The following is a 14,089-nucleotide window of genomic DNA, read 5'->3' on the forward strand; positions in this document are numbered from 1 at the left end:
CAGCGTGCACGACGCTCCCGGGAAATTGCGATAGGTGCTATCGAGATAGGACAACGCGCCGCCCAGCGTCAGCCAATCAGCGACGAAGACCTCGGTTTCGAATTCGATCCCCTGGCTTCGCACCTGCGCCGCATTGCCGACAACAAATTGCGTCCAGCGACTCAACCGCATGTCCATTTAGGTGAAGATTATGCGCCCGGCAAAGACGCGGTGGTCGATTTTCACCTTGAAATTCTGCCAGCGATTGCAGCGCCATCGATTGATGGTATCACGCTTGAGCGCCTGATTGTCGAAGTTAGCGATGCACAAGTGGACGAATCGATCCTGAAGCTGGCCGAAGGCCAAAAGAGCTTTGAAGCCGCTGACAAGAAATATGCCGCGAAAATGGGCGACAGTGTCGTTATCGACTTCGAAGGCAAGGTTGACGGCGTACCATTCGAAGGCGGCAAGGGCGAAGGCATGGCGGTTGAGCTTGGCTCAGGTCAGTTGATCCCCGGTTTTGAGGACCAGTTGGTTGGCGTTAAGGCCAATGACGAGAAAGTTCTGAACGTAACCTTCCCTGAAGATTACAACGCCGAAAACCTGAAGGGCAAGGCCGCGACTTTTGAGATTGTCGTCAATGAAGTGCGCACACCTGTCGAAGCCAAGGCCGATGACAATCTTGCCAAAATGTTCGGCCTCGAAGGCATCGATAAATTGCGTGAACTGATGAAGGTTCAGGTTGAGCAGGAACATAATGGCCTGACGCGTACCTACATGAAGCGTCAGTTGCTTGACCAGCTTGCTGCAGATCATGATTTTGATGTCCCGCCATCGATGGTCGAAGCTGAATTCGAACAGATTTGGGCGCAGTTGGAGCAGGAAGCTGCCCGCGAAGAAGACGCTGAAGCTGCGAAGAAGGAAATGGAAGCCGAGCGCGATGAGTATCGCGATATCGCGGTCCGCCGCGTTCGTTTGGGGCTTTTGCTCTCCGAAATTGGCCAAGCCAATGGCGTTGAAGTCAGTTCGCAGGAAATGAACATGCTGGTGCAGCAAGCTGCGCAGCAATACCGCCCTGAAGATCGTCAGCGTTTCGTGCAGTATCTGCAGGAAAACCCGATGGCAGCCGCCCAACTGCGTGCGCCGTTGTTTGAGGACAAGGTTGTCGATTTCCTGTTTGACAAGGCGACAGTCACTGAACGGACCGTGACGAAGGACGTGCTTGAGGCGGCGATTGAAGCCGAGCCTGAGGCAAAGCCAGCCGCCAAGAAAAAAGCTTCTGGCAAAAAGACTGCTGCCAAGGACGAAGTAGTTGCTGCGGACGCCAAGCCTGCTGCCAAAAAGGCTGCACCCAAGGTCGATGCCGAAGCTGCACCAGCTAAGAAGGCACCAGCCAAAAAGGCCGCGCCCAAGAAATAATCTCTGCGCTATGCATTGAGGAAAAAGGGGGGATGCGTTGCGTCCCCTCTTTTTTTGTCAAAAACGTTGTCAGCTTGCGGTTGGATATGGCCCGTGGCACAAGTCGCAGAATGTTGAACTTGCTAATCGCCTTCGCTGCGCCTTCGATCGAAATTCCCCTAATGTTGTCGCCGCCGCCGATTGTGGAGACAATTTCCAACAAGGAATTCACCACGCGTCGCCCGACGGTCGTGGCACTTAAGCCATTGTCCGGGCGCTGCAGCGATGGTCCGTTGGACGTTTCGCGCGTAGAAGCGCCAATGGCGGAGCTTCTGTGGACCACAGGAAGTAATCTGGACCAATCCGTCTCGATGCGCTTCAGAATTGACGAAACAGGTCGTGTACTTGGTCTTAAGCGTGATTCCACAGGCTTCGGGTTAAATGCTGACCTGACCCCGTCTCTTGCCGCCAGCCGATTTGGACCTGGTGCGCCGCGAAACGAATGTTCGATCATCTACCAACCCAAAAAGTCGAGCATTGCAGATGCGGACTTGCACGATCTCATCGGCTTTTCGATCTTTGCCCAGCAACGCGCTCCCAAAGAGGTGTTCGATCGAATTTCGCCTGTCACTTCGGACTGTAATGTGCAGCGACCAGCTGTCTTACTGCGGGCGTACCCGGACTTTCAGAAAATCCCTGCAACAACAGGGCGCCCTGATTGGAGCATGGTGAAGTTCGATATCGATGATTCGGGAAAGCCAGTCAGACTGGCGACATATGGCACCACTGGTAACCGGTCGCTCGACAAGTTTTCGACGGATGCAGTGGCCAAAACGAGATTTGCCAAGGGCGCGAAAACGGGTTGCCTTTACCCTTATTGGCGGCGCGGTGGAACGCTGGCATCGCCAGATAGCAAAGAGTTGGCGGCATATCGCAAACCGGACAGCAATTGCCTTCAGACGGTGGAATGGAAATATCAGCCTGCGTTAGTTTATCCGGAAGCTTTCCGACGGCGCGATATTGAGGGTTGGGCAGTCATCGCATTTGATCTCGCGCCATGGGGCGCGGTTGGCAATGTCAAGGTGGTGGCATCGGAACCTGCTGCTGAATTTGGCGAGGCTGCAAGGCAAATCGTGATGGGAAGCTCAACCGTGCCATCTGCGCAGGGTTATAGCAATTGCGTCATAAAGGTGCGCTACGAGATGCGTACTGAGGATCGCCAGCCAGTCATCAAGCCTGATTAAGTAAGAAAAAGGGCTTGGAGTGACCCAAGCCCTTAATCCTTGTTGCTTATATCCGGTCAAAGCGGTCAGCGTTCATCACCTTGATCCATGCCTTCACGAAGTCGCGCACGAATTTTTCTTCGTGGCCGCGCTCGGCATAGACTTCGGCGGTGGCGCGAAGCTGGCTATTTGACCCGAAGATGAGGTCGGTCCGCGTCGCGCGCCACTTCTCGGTCCGGCCGCCCCGGGTGTAGCCGATGAACTCTTCATCGCTCGCGGTATCCACCAGATCCCAAAAGGTTTCGTTGTCGAACAGGTTCACGAAGAAGTCGTTGGTCAGCACACCCTTGCGCGTCGTGAATACGCCCTCCGGCATGTCTCCATGATTTGCACCAAGGACACGCAAACCACCGAGAAGTACGGTCATCTCCGGTCCCGAAAGGCCAAGTAATGACGCCCTATCGAGCAGTAATTCCTCGGTCTTCACTGGCTGCCGGGTTTTTAGATAATTACGGAAGCCGTCGGCTTGCGGTTCCATCCAGACGAAGCTGTCGACATCAGTCCATTCCTGCGTGGCGTCGCCGCGACCGCCGGTAAACGGCACTTCGACATCGAAGCCGCCGTCCTTCGCTGCCTTTTCGACTCCTGCGGAACCTGCCAGCACGATGGCATCGGCCAGACTCATGGAGCCGCGCAGCTCGTTCAGCTTTGCCAGCACCTTGGCGAGCTCTGCGGGCTCATTGACATCCCAGTCCTTCTGCGGGGCAAGTGCGATGCGTGCACCATTGGCGCCGCCACGCTTGTCCGACTTGCGATAGGTCGAGGCAGAAGCCCAGGCCGTTTTGACCAGTTGCGATACAGTCAGTCCGCTTGCGAGCACTGCTGACTTGAATGCAGCAACATCTGCGTCGGACGGCGTGGTGCCAGCGGGGACCGGATCTTGCCAGATCAACGTTTCTTCAGGTACTTCCGGGCCGAGATACAGACATTTGGGTCCCATATCGCGGTGACACAGCTTGAACCATGCCCGTGCGAAGGCATCGTCAAGTGCCGCCTGATCGTCATGGAAACGCTCCGAAATCGCGCGGAATTCTGGGTCCATTTTCAACGCCATGTCTGCGGTCGTCATCATCGTAGGCACGCGCTTTGATGGGTCGCGCGCGTCAGGTGCCATGTCTTCGGGATCGGGATTGATCGGCTGCCACTGCTTCGCGCCTGCAGGACTTTCGACCAGTTCAAAGTCATATTTGAACAGGATACGAAAATAGTCGCCACCCCATTTTGTTGGATTATTTGACCACGCGCCTTCGATGCCTGATGTTGTGATGTGACCCTTACCGATTTCATCCACGTCAGTCAGCCAGCCAAAGCCTTGCTGGTGAATAGCTTCGCCGGCGGGGGCTTTGCCAAAGGTCTCGCCGGGCTTCGCACCATGCGCTTTACCAAAAGCGTGGCCTCCTGCGGTGAGCGCAACAGTTTCCTCCGAGTTCATGGCCATACGTGCGAAGGTCGCCCGCATATCACGCGCCGATTGTAGGGGATCGGGATTGCCGCCGGGGCCTTCGGGGTTAACGTATATTAAACCCATCTGGATTGCCGCGAGCGGTCCTTCGAGTTCCACATTCTCTTCATCGAGCCGTGTTTTTGCGCCCTGGTCGACCCAGATTTCCTCTGCGCCCCAGAATGTGTCTCCTTCGGATTGATAAACGTCTCTGCGTCCGCCCCCGAATCCGAATACGGGGCCACCCATGCTTTCAATAGCGACATTACCGGCCAAAATGAACAGGTCGGCCCAGCTTATCGATGAGCCATATTTCTGCTTGATCGGCCACAGTAACCGGCGTGCTTTGTCCAGATTGCCATTGTCGGGCCAGCTATTAAGCGGTTCGAAGCGTTGTTGTCCGCTACCTGCGCCGCCGCGACCATCAGTGACACGATATGTACCCGCTGCGTGCCACGCCATGCGAATCATGAACGGGCCATAATGCCCATAGTCAGCAGGCCACCAGGGCTTGCTGTCAGTCATTAATGCCTTGAGGTCTTGCTTCAGGCCATAATAATCAAGCCTTTTGAAAGCCTCGGCATAATTGAAGTCTTCGCCCATCGGATCGGGCGACACGCCATGCTGGTGAAGCATTTCTACGGGTAGCGCGTCCGGCCACCAATCCTTATTCTGTCGTCCGAGTAACGAGCGCATTTTGACTTCACCGCCGCTGCGCATTGGGCAACCGTCGCGTGGATCTGCATCTGCCATAATTAATTCCTCCGAGTTCAGTAAAATGGATACTCCAGGCCAGTATTTATTACGTTCGGCATTTAATCGGTCAAACCAATGAATGTTGACAGACTAATCGATTTTATAACTTTCCCGAAAATTTACGTGTTTCTCGCATTCTCAAGCATACGCTAAAACTTAACCGTTTTCGTGCTTGAATCTTTGCCTGCCCGCGCCGATGTAGGCACTGACGCATAAACATAACATGTTAGAGGTATTTCATGCACGTTCCTTTTGATCCCGTCCAAGCATTGGTTCCCGTCGTTATCGAACAATCGAACCGGGGGGAGCGCAGCTGGGACATTTTTTCGCGGCTGTTGCGCGAGAGGATCATTTTCGTGACCGGCGAAGTTGAGGATAACATGGCCTCGGTCATTACCGCACAGTTGTTATTTCTGGAGTCGGACAATCCGAAGAAAGATATTTGGATGTACATCAACTCCCCGGGCGGGGTTGTTACCGCTGGCATGGCGATTCACGACACAATGCAATATATCCGGCCCCGCGTCGGTACAGTGTGCATTGGACAGGCTGCGTCGATGGGCAGTTTTCTGCTTGCCGCCGGTGAACCTGGTATGCGCGTCGCTTTGACAAACGCACGTATCATGGTGCATCAGCCATCAGGCGGCGCACGCGGTATGGCGTCGGACATTCAAATCCAGGCAAATGAAATCCTGCGTATTCGCAGGCGTATGAATGATTTGTATGCCAAATATACTGGCAAACCACTGAAAGATATTGAGAAAGCCATGGATCGTGACACGTTTCTTGAAGCGGACGAGGCAAAGGCATTTGGTATTGTGGACGAAGTTTTCGACAAACGGCCGTCTAATACGGAAGTTGACCCAAGCTGAGTACATTTGCTGTTAAGCCCCGCATGTCTACCAACGTGGCACAGTCCATTTTGGGCTATTGCCAAATCGGAACGCATCTTTAGGATGTTGGTTCAATAAGGTGCGTCTACTTTCGGCGCACAAGCAGGATATATTATGACGAAGTTGAGCGGATCTGACACAAAGAGCACATTATATTGCTCCTTCTGCGGAAAGTCGCAGCATGAAGTCCGCAAGCTGATTGCTGGCCCTACTGTTTTTATCTGCGATGAGTGTGTCGAACTTTGCAACGACATCATTCGTGAAGAAACCAAGGGCGCATTGAACGGCCGAAAAGAGGGCGAAGTACCCACGCCGCAGGAAATTTGCGAGGTGCTTGACGATTATGTAATTGGCCAGCCGCAGGCGAAACGCGTGCTCTCCGTTGCCGTTCACAATCACTATAAGCGTCTTAATCATGGTGGTAAGGGCGCGGATGTCGAACTGGCTAAGTCGAACATTTTGCTAGTTGGACCAACAGGCTGTGGGAAGACGCTGTTGGCGCAGACACTTGCCAAGACGTTCGACGTTCCGTTCACTATGGCCGATGCGACTACTTTGACTGAAGCCGGCTATGTTGGCGAAGATGTGGAAAATATCATTCTGAAGCTGCTTCAGGCATCCGATTACAATGTCGAGAAAGCGCAGCGCGGAATTGTGTATATCGATGAAATCGACAAAATCAGCCGTAAGGCCGAAAATCCGTCGATTACCCGCGACGTAAGCGGTGAGGGTGTTCAGCAGGCTCTGTTGAAGCTGATGGAAGGCACAACCGCAAGCGTCCCCCCGCAAGGCGGCCGCAAGCATCCGCAGCAAGAGTTTTTGCAGGTCGATACCACAAATATATTGTTCATCTGCGGCGGCGCATTTGCTGGTCTTGAAAAGATCATCTCGAACCGGCTTGAAGGCAAATCTATCGGTTTTGGCGCACATGTCGCCGATCCCGATGAGCGCGGTACCGGTGAGATATTGAAACAGGTCGAGCCGGAAGACCTGCTCAAATACGGGCTGATCCCCGAATTTGTGGGGCGTTTGCCGGTAACGGCCACGCTGGAAGATCTCGACATCTCTGCCTTGGTCAAAATTCTGTCTGAACCAAAGAACGCGCTGGTGAAACAATATCGCAAGCTGTTCGAGATGGAGGATGTCGGCCTGAGCTTTACCGATGATGCTCTCGAAGCTGTCGCGAAAAAGGCCATCGAGCGCAAAACCGGGGCGCGGGGACTGCGGTCCATCCTTGAGGCGATACTGCTGGATACGATGTTCGACCTACCGACCTATGATGGTGTGGACGAAGTCGTGGTCGACAAGGATGTGGTCGAAGGGCGCAAAACGCCTGTGTTGGTTTATGCCAAGTCTGCAAAGGCTGGCAAAGAGGACGCCGCTTAGGCCAGTCCGTAACCGACTGTGGCAATCGTGCCACATTCGCTTAAAAAATTAACAAATGCCCAGCTTTGCACAATTTGCTGCAATGCAAAACTTTGCCTGCGCACTGCTGTCGGCTAAGGGCGACTCATCTGCGGGGGTAGTTGTCATCTTACTGACATTTACTGACCCCAAGGGGAGCGCACGGTCCATTTTGTCCGCGTGATTCGGCCAAAAACCTTAATCCGCCGGATAATTGGCATGTCGAAATCAAAGGGGTCTTAAGATGAAAATTCGTTACCAACTTGCTGCAAGTGCAGTTGCACTCTCGATTTGCAGCTTTTCAAGCGCAGTATTCGCTCAGTCGACGGGTTCGGTCGATTTCGAAGAAGAAGTTATTATCGTATCGGGTTCGCGTTCACAGGACGTTGCTGGGATCCAAGCACCGGACTCAACAAAAGCAAAAGCAGTTCTCACACAAGAACTCATTGAGCGCCAAAATCCAGGTCAGACGATCCTCGACACTATCAACGTCATTCCGGGCGTGAGCTTCCAGAATAACGATGCTTACGGTTCGTCCGGCGGAACGCTAACTATCCGCGGCTTTGACTCTTCGCGCATCTCGCTGACATTTGATGGAATCCCACTGAATGACTCGGGAAACTATGCAATTTATTCCAACCAGCAGCTCGATCCCGAGCTGATTGAGCAGGTTAACGTTAACCTTGGCACGACTGACGTCGACAGCCCAACAGCTTCTGCGGTTGGTGGTACGGTTAACTATCGTACACTAACACCAACGGAAGATTTCGGCGTAAAGCTATCTGGCTCGCTCGGTGAATACAATTTTATGCGGATTTTTGGCCTGGTTAACACCGGCAATTTGACGTCGTTTGGCACACGCGCGTTTTTCTCAGCGTCGATGGCCAGCAATGACAACCCTTTCAACAACTACGGCGTTGTCGATAAGCAGCAATACAACGCTAAAATTTATCAGCCAATCGGCGTAGATGGGGACTTTGTTGCAATTTCTGGTAATTATAACCAGAATCGCAACAACTTCTTCGGTTCGTTGCCTTTGCGCAACGATGCCAACCGGGTCGTAGGATCAGGATCGGGTAATCGCTATCCTGCGAATAGCGATGAGCGGGAATATCTGATCAATTATCCATGCCTCAATACAGTCACGCCAGTGAACGGGACCGCGCAGTCAGCAACGACTTGCGGCAACGAGTTCGACCGTAGGTATAATCCGTCAAACACGGGTAGCATCCGTGGCGCTTCGAAATTCAGCTTTGGCGAAAAGATTACGCTGACTGTTGACCCGAGCTACCAATATGTGAAGGCCAATGGCGGCGGCACGGTCTCGGCGCGTGAAGGTCGTCGGGATATCAATGCTGCTGGTGGATTTGCAAACTGCACAACCGTTACGACGGGCGTCGGCGTAAGCTGTCAGACTGGTTATCTCGGGGGTGCGCCTTATTTTGGTAAGGACTTGAATGGCGATGGAGACATTCTCGATCAGGTCCTCATGTTGGCACCTAGCCAAACCCAGACACATCGTTATGGCGTCATCAGTTCGTTGCGTTACGAAATTAATGATGAGCATTCGGTTCGCGTAGCCTACACGTTCGACCGAGCACGTCACCGTCAAACGGGCGAAGTTGGCCTGCTAGACTTGAATGGCGAGCCGTTTGATGTTTTCCCAGTCAACGACCCGCAAGTTGATGTAAATGGTGCAACGCTGCAAAAGCGTGATCGTTTGTCTTATGCAATTTTGCATCAAGTTTCTGGCGAATATCGCGGCGAGTTTATGGATAGCAATCTGGTCGTTACCGCTGGCGTGCGTGCTCCATTCTTCAAGCGTGACTTAACCAATAACTGCTTCACAAGCTCAGCTGGTGGCTTCTTAGAATGTTTTGGCGATGCCAACCAAAACACTATCAACGCGGCATTGAACCCAGCGCAGTCTGGTCCACAAAATCGCGTTTTTAAATATGACAAAGTTTTGCCGAACGTTGGTTTTAACTACAAGTTTACGCCGGAATTCAGCATGTTCGCTAGTTTTGCCCAAGGACTCTCCGTTCCGGGCACCGACAGCTTATACAACTCATTCTTTTTCCCAATCACCACTGCAGGCGCACGTCCTGCGCCTGAAACCACCGATAGTGTAGACGTTGGTCTGCGCTACCGCTCAGGGAATGTGCAAGCTCAGCTTTCTGGCTGGTTGACAAAGTTCCAGAACCGTTTGGCTTCGTCTTATGATCCCGAACTGGACCAGAACGTTTACCGTAACCTCGGCAATGTCGACAAATACGGCGTTGATGGCTCGATTTCGTATCAGCCAATTCCTGAACTGGCCGTCTATGTCTTCGGTTCTTACATGAAGTCCGAAATCAAGAACAACGTTGCAATCGGCGAAAACGCCAATGGAACCCCTGTTTTTGCGGCTACTGCTGGCCAACGTGAAGCTGGTTCTCCGAAATATTCGTTTGGCGGCACGTTGCGCGGTGAATTGGGCCCCATTGATCTCGGCATCACTGCAAAGCGGACTGGTCCTCGGAATATCTTCGATACAGGCGAAGCCACTTACACTGGTACCTACGTTCCAACAGGCGCTGTCCCAAGCGGCACCTTGGGTACCACAGCGCGGACCCAGATATTTGGTGAAGCGGCGCCTGCATATTGGTTGGTAAACCTCGATGCGAGCATCAATCTTGGCTTCCTTGGCCTGAACGACCAAACGCGTTTCCAAGTAAACGTGTATAACTTGTTCGACCAATTCTACGTCGGCGGCTTCGGTGGTGGTTTGTTCCAGTCGGCAACCTACAACCGCACAACGGGCGTAGCGACATATGGCGGCCCCGGCTTCGTCCAGATAGGTGCGCCACGCACCGTCAGCGGAACTGTTACATTCGCGTTTTAAGAAAAACGCACTGTTGAAAAACAGGGCGGGGCTTCGGCTCCGCCCTTTTTTTATGTGTAGATGCAGCTGTCGAGGCCATCGCGCTGAACCACGCGGATGCGAGCGGAGATGCTGTTGCCATAACGACGGGTGAAGCCGCCTACGCCGTTTACGGCGCGTTTTTTGGGTAATGGCAGGATTGCGGCCAATCTCGCCGCCTCAATCCGGGTGAGGTTCTTCGCGGATTTCTTAAAGTAACGTTGGGCACCGGCTTCTGCGCCATATGTGCCGATGCCCGTCTCTGCGACGTTCAAATAAACCTCCATTATCCGGCGCTTGCCCCAGATTTTTTCGATCAGGAACGTGAAATACACCTCAGGAACCTTGCGTAAATAGCGTGTCCAGCCCGAACCCTGCCATAAGAACACGTTTTTTGCGGTCTGTTGACTGATCGTCGATCCGCCGCGCATGCGGCCACCCTGCTTATTACGTGCCAGCGCCTTCTCGATTGCCTCACGATCAAACCCGTCGTGGCTGCAAAATTTTGCGTCTTCTGCGGCGATCACTGCCCGTACAAGATTTGGAGAAATATCGGAAAGTGGTGTCCAGTCGCGTTTTGCACCATTGTGATCGAACAGCATTGTCATGGTGGTCGGCACCGGAACCACAGCATATACGGCTGTCAGTGCGACGCTGCCCCCTATGAAGTAGAGCGCACCTTTTAAGCTAGAGCGAAGGAAACGGGCGGAGAGCGAGCGCTTCGTTTTTGTCATCGTCAAAAACTAGCGCAGTGTTTTCCGCCCGTCACCTATTAATACAATTAGTTAGAACGCAAGCAGCATTCTTTTTTCGCCAGCAATCCGCAACATCGCCTTTTGCAGTTTTTCAAAAGCCCGCACTTCAATCTGGCGCACCCGCTCGCGGCTGACGCTATACGTCTGGCTGAGTTCTTCAAGTGTCTGTGGCTCTTCAATCAGGCGGCGCTGCGTGAGAATATGCTTTTCGCGCTCGTTCAGACTGTCCATCGCTTCGGATAACAACGCATGGCGCATGTCGCCTTCTTGAGCGTCCGCCACACGTTCATCTTGCAAGGGCGCGTCGTCAACCAGCCAATCCTGCCACTGACCATCGCCGTCCTCACGCATGGGCACGTTAAGTGACGTATCGCCGCCCATGGCCATGCGGCGGTTCATGTTGTTCACTTCTTCTTCAGAGACGCCGAGGTCTGTCGCGATTTTGCGCAATGCCTCTTGGTTAAGATCGCCATCTTCAAAAGCCTGAAGATTGTTCTTCATGCGCCGCAGGTTGAAGAACAATTTCTTCTGGGCGGCGGTGGTACCAATCTTAACAAGGCTCCAGCTGCGCAGGATAAACTCCTGCATCGACGCACGTATCCACCACATCGCGTAAGTCGCGAGGCGGAACCCACGGTCGGGATCGAATTTTTTAACGCCCTGCATCAGCCCGATGTTTCCTTCGGAAATCAGCTCTGAGACTGGCAGACCATAGCCGCGGTAGCCCATAGCGATTTTTGATACGAGACGAAGATGGGACGTGACCAGCTGCTCGGCAGCCTTCGTGTCACCATGTTCCTGAAAGCGTTTGGCGAGCATATATTCCTGCTCGGGCTTCAGAACCGGAAACTTCCGGATTTCGCTCAAATAACGATTAAGGCTCGCGTCCCCCGCAAGGGCAGGTATCGTAGCCGGAACATTCTTTTTATCAGACATGTTTTCCTCTTTCATTGTGCCTTCCGCCGGGCCTCATCAAGCACCCGATGGCAAAGCGTTCCCTTCGAAACTTCTATATCCGAAGCTGAGTTAACAGAAGCTGCATGTCTTCTGGAATACCGCATTCAAACCGTAAAGTTTCGCCGGTAATGGGATGAATAAACCCCAATGAGGCTGCATGCAATGCCTGCCGTTCGAATTTGGCCTGATTTGGACCGATTCTATAATGGTTTTGTCGATTAGAATAAACGCTGTCACCGATGAGCGGATGACCGATGTGCGCCATGTGGACGCGAACCTGATGAGTGCGCCCTGTTTCAAGTGTGCATTCGACCAAAGCCGTTTTGCCAAAGGATGCCGCTACACGGAAATGCGTCACTGCATGACGTCCCTTTTGTTCCGGCAGTACAGCCATTTTCTTTCGGTTGGTTGTGGATCGGCCAATTTGCGTGCGGATTGTGCCTGCGGGCGGAGCAGGGATGCCATGTACGAGTGCGATATATTTGCGTTCAATGTCATGGGCGGCAAACAGCTTGGCGAGACCTTCATGAGCGGCATCGCTTTTTGCAACTACCAACAGCCCAGAGGTGTCTTTGTCGATACGGTGGACGATTCCCGGGCGTTGCACTCCGCCAATCCCTGACAGTCTGCCCTGGCAATGGTGCAGAAGGGCATTGACCAACGTCCCGTCGCTGTGACCGGCAGCGGGATGGACGACGAGCCCGGCAGGCTTGTTAATGACGATGAGATGCTGGTCTTCGAAGATTACGTCTAACATGATGTCTTGAGCGACTGCTTTGTCCGGCCGGGGCGCGGGTACGACGAGTTCAAATGACTTGCCCGACATCTTCTTACTGGCGGGGTCGGTTAAGCTTTCGCCATTAACCCGCAGGGCAGCATTAGCAATCAAGGCCTGAATACGTGCGCGAGAAAATTGCGGCAGGGCAGCGGCAAGGGCGCTGTCAAGCCGCCCTTCGCCCAAAACACCTGTGAATGTGGTATTTTCCCCTGACATTGCCTACACATGGGTCATGATCCTGCATTTATCAAGCAATCACCGGCAACAACTCCTCGACTGGGCCATGGCCGCAGGAAACGACGAATGCTGTGGCATATTGCACGGTGAAGAAAATCGTGTGACTGCGGTAACCCTTGCCCGGAATATAGCAGCGGACCCTGCACGACATTTCGAAATTGATCCCGCAGTATTAATTTCTGCGCATAAGGGTGCAAGGACCGGGGGACCGGCGTTGTTGGGATTTTTCCACTCGCATCCCAATGGCAATGGTTCGCCATCTAAGGCCGACATTGCGTTGGCCTCGCCTGAACGGCTGTTTTGGCTGATAATTGCTTCCGAAGCCGTGACAGCTTGGCAGCCCATAGTTACTGGCGGTCGGGTTACCGGATTTAGCCATGTAAGCTTGGCCGTAGAGGGTTGAAACACCTTCGAACTCAGTCCATGAGCGGCGGCGACACGCCAAATACCTTCAGGAAATAATTTTAATGTCCGACAACGAAATCGATTTTGCCAGCCTGCTTTGCTCACGGCTTTGCCATGACCTGTTAAGTCCTGTCGGCGCGATGAATAATGGCCTTGAGCTACTGGCGGATGAAAATGATCCAGAGATGCGGCAACGGTGCATGGATTTGCTGGCGGAAAGCGCAAAAGCGGCGGCGGACAAGCTTAAATTCTTTCGTTTGGCCTTTGGCGCTGCTGGTGGCTTTGGTTCGGATGTCGATCCTAAGGAAGCGAGACTGGTTATCGAACCACTTGTCACATCAAGCGGACGCACTGCGCTTGAATGGGCGGTGCCGGCGCAAATGATGCCAAAGCGGGCGGTCAAGATCCTGTTGAACCTGGTACTCTTGGCAAATGACGCTCTGGTTCGTGGCGGGACATTATTTGTAGGTGCTGAAACGCGGACGGGCGAACAGGAAATCGTTATTCGCGCCAGCGGGCCGAAAATCGTGATGGACTCGGCGATACGTGATGCACTGACGGGGCAAATCGATCCCGCAGCCGTAGATTCCCGCACGGCGGCTGCATGGATGGCGTACAATTTGGCGCTGAAGGGTGGCGGCATGATACAATTAGCCGAGCCGGATGCCGAACATCTTGTGATTGGTGCTCTTATTCGAACATAAATCGCGAGACGCTTCTCAACGTCTTTTTAACCATATGTCGCCAACAGTCTGACCCTGTAATTTGGGGCAAGAACCATGGACGACTTGTTAGACGACTTTATCGCGGAAACGCGCGAAACGCTCGAATCGCTGACAAACCAACTCGTCGAATGGGAGCGATATCCAGCAGACCAGGCCTTGCTTGACGGTGTGTTCCG

At 53.3% G+C, this 14,089-nt stretch carries 11 protein-coding genes; 7 read left to right on the plus strand and 4 right to left on the minus strand.

Going from position 1 to position 14,089, the window contains the following annotated elements; all coding sequences use genetic code 11:
* The coding region (gene tig / locus ACK4S7_RS11870; RefSeq protein ID WP_409647104.1) for a trigger factor at positions 1-1,398 on the plus strand (1,398 nt) is incomplete at its 5' end.
* Positions 1,399-1,508: 110 nt separating this feature from the next.
* Positions 1,509-2,621, plus strand: a complete 1,113-nt coding sequence (locus ACK4S7_RS11875) for a TonB family protein (protein WP_409647107.1) — start codon at positions 1,509-1,511, stop codon at positions 2,619-2,621.
* Between the two features lie 46 nt (positions 2,622-2,667).
* Here the strand turns inward: ACK4S7_RS11875 and katG are convergent, their stop codons facing one another.
* Positions 2,668-4,854, minus strand: coding sequence for a catalase/peroxidase HPI (gene katG, locus ACK4S7_RS11880; protein WP_409647110.1), 2,187 nt, complete (start codon positions 4,852-4,854; stop codon positions 2,668-2,670).
* Positions 4,855-5,096: 242 nt separating this feature from the next.
* Here katG and ACK4S7_RS11885 point away from each other — a divergent pair, with 242 nt between their 5' ends.
* The 3 genes from ACK4S7_RS11885 to ACK4S7_RS11895 all read left to right on the plus strand — a co-directional run bounded on the left by ACK4S7_RS11885 (position 5,097) and on the right by ACK4S7_RS11895 (position 10,038).
* Positions 5,097-5,729: an ATP-dependent Clp protease proteolytic subunit gene (locus ACK4S7_RS11885; RefSeq protein ID WP_409647113.1), complete on the plus strand. Its 633-nt coding sequence runs from the start codon at positions 5,097-5,099 to the stop codon at positions 5,727-5,729.
* A gap of 135 nt (positions 5,730-5,864) precedes the next feature.
* Complete coding sequence (clpX, locus tag ACK4S7_RS11890) at positions 5,865-7,136, plus strand: ATP-dependent Clp protease ATP-binding subunit ClpX (protein WP_409647115.1); 1,272 nt, start codon at positions 5,865-5,867, stop codon at positions 7,134-7,136.
* A gap of 262 nt (positions 7,137-7,398) precedes the next feature.
* A complete protein-coding gene (locus tag ACK4S7_RS11895) occupies positions 7,399-10,038 on the plus strand; it encodes a TonB-dependent receptor (RefSeq protein ID WP_409647118.1) in 2,640 nt (879 codons plus the stop codon).
* Positions 10,039-10,088: 50 nt separating this feature from the next.
* Here the strand turns inward: ACK4S7_RS11895 and mtgA are convergent, their stop codons facing one another.
* The 3 genes from mtgA to ACK4S7_RS11910 all read right to left on the minus strand — a co-directional run bounded on the left by mtgA (position 10,089) and on the right by ACK4S7_RS11910 (position 12,762).
* Complete coding sequence (gene mtgA / locus ACK4S7_RS11900; RefSeq protein ID WP_409647121.1) at positions 10,089-10,790, minus strand: monofunctional biosynthetic peptidoglycan transglycosylase; 702 nt, start codon at positions 10,788-10,790, stop codon at positions 10,089-10,091.
* Positions 10,791-10,841: 51 nt separating this feature from the next.
* A complete protein-coding gene (gene rpoH / locus ACK4S7_RS11905; protein WP_409647124.1) occupies positions 10,842-11,747 on the minus strand; it encodes an RNA polymerase sigma factor RpoH in 906 nt (301 codons plus the stop codon).
* Positions 11,748-11,820: 73 nt separating this feature from the next.
* Positions 11,821-12,762: an RluA family pseudouridine synthase gene (locus ACK4S7_RS11910; RefSeq protein WP_409647127.1), complete on the minus strand. Its 942-nt coding sequence runs from the start codon at positions 12,760-12,762 to the stop codon at positions 11,821-11,823.
* Between ACK4S7_RS11910 and ACK4S7_RS11915 the strand changes: the two genes are divergently transcribed.
* The gene (locus tag ACK4S7_RS11915) at positions 12,743-13,186 is read left to right on the plus strand and encodes a Mov34/MPN/PAD-1 family protein (RefSeq protein ID WP_409647130.1); all 444 of its coding nucleotides are present in this window, start codon (positions 12,743-12,745) and stop codon (positions 13,184-13,186) included. The genes ACK4S7_RS11910 and ACK4S7_RS11915 overlap by 20 nt on opposite strands.
* Before the next feature lie 64 nt (positions 13,187-13,250).
* Positions 13,251-13,892 carry a histidine phosphotransferase family protein gene (locus tag ACK4S7_RS11920; protein ID WP_409647133.1) on the plus strand — a complete coding sequence of 214 codons (642 nt, stop codon included), beginning with the start codon at positions 13,251-13,253 and terminating at the stop codon, positions 13,890-13,892.
* Positions 13,893-14,089 lie beyond the last annotated feature (197 nt).

This window comes from Sphingorhabdus sp., assembly GCF_046292425.1.
Lineage (GTDB): Bacteria > Pseudomonadota > Alphaproteobacteria > Sphingomonadales > Sphingomonadaceae > Sphingorhabdus_B.

What these genes read in the sequence shown, in the direction of transcription:
- ACK4S7_RS11920 (WP_409647133.1), top strand. Translation starts at nt 13,251, where the DNA reads ATGTCCGACAACGAAATCGATTTTGCCAGCCTGCTTTGCTCACGGCTT.
- ACK4S7_RS11875 (WP_409647107.1), top strand. Translation starts at nt 1,509, where the DNA reads ATGTTGAACTTGCTAATCGCCTTCGCTGCGCCTTCGATCGAAATTCCC.
- rpoH (WP_409647124.1), bottom strand. Translation starts at nt 11,747, where the DNA reads ATGTCTGATAAAAAGAATGTTCCGGCTACGATACCTGCCCTTGCGGGG.
- clpX (WP_409647115.1), top strand. Translation starts at nt 5,865, where the DNA reads ATGACGAAGTTGAGCGGATCTGACACAAAGAGCACATTATATTGCTCC.
- ACK4S7_RS11895 (WP_409647118.1), top strand. Translation starts at nt 7,399, where the DNA reads ATGAAAATTCGTTACCAACTTGCTGCAAGTGCAGTTGCACTCTCGATT.
- katG (WP_409647110.1), bottom strand. Translation starts at nt 4,854, where the DNA reads ATGGCAGATGCAGATCCACGCGACGGTTGCCCAATGCGCAGCGGCGGT.
- mtgA (WP_409647121.1), bottom strand. Translation starts at nt 10,790, where the DNA reads ATGACAAAAACGAAGCGCTCGCTCTCCGCCCGTTTCCTTCGCTCTAGC.
- ACK4S7_RS11910 (WP_409647127.1), bottom strand. Translation starts at nt 12,762, where the DNA reads ATGTCAGGGGAAAATACCACATTCACAGGTGTTTTGGGCGAAGGGCGG.
- ACK4S7_RS11885 (WP_409647113.1), top strand. Translation starts at nt 5,097, where the DNA reads ATGCACGTTCCTTTTGATCCCGTCCAAGCATTGGTTCCCGTCGTTATC.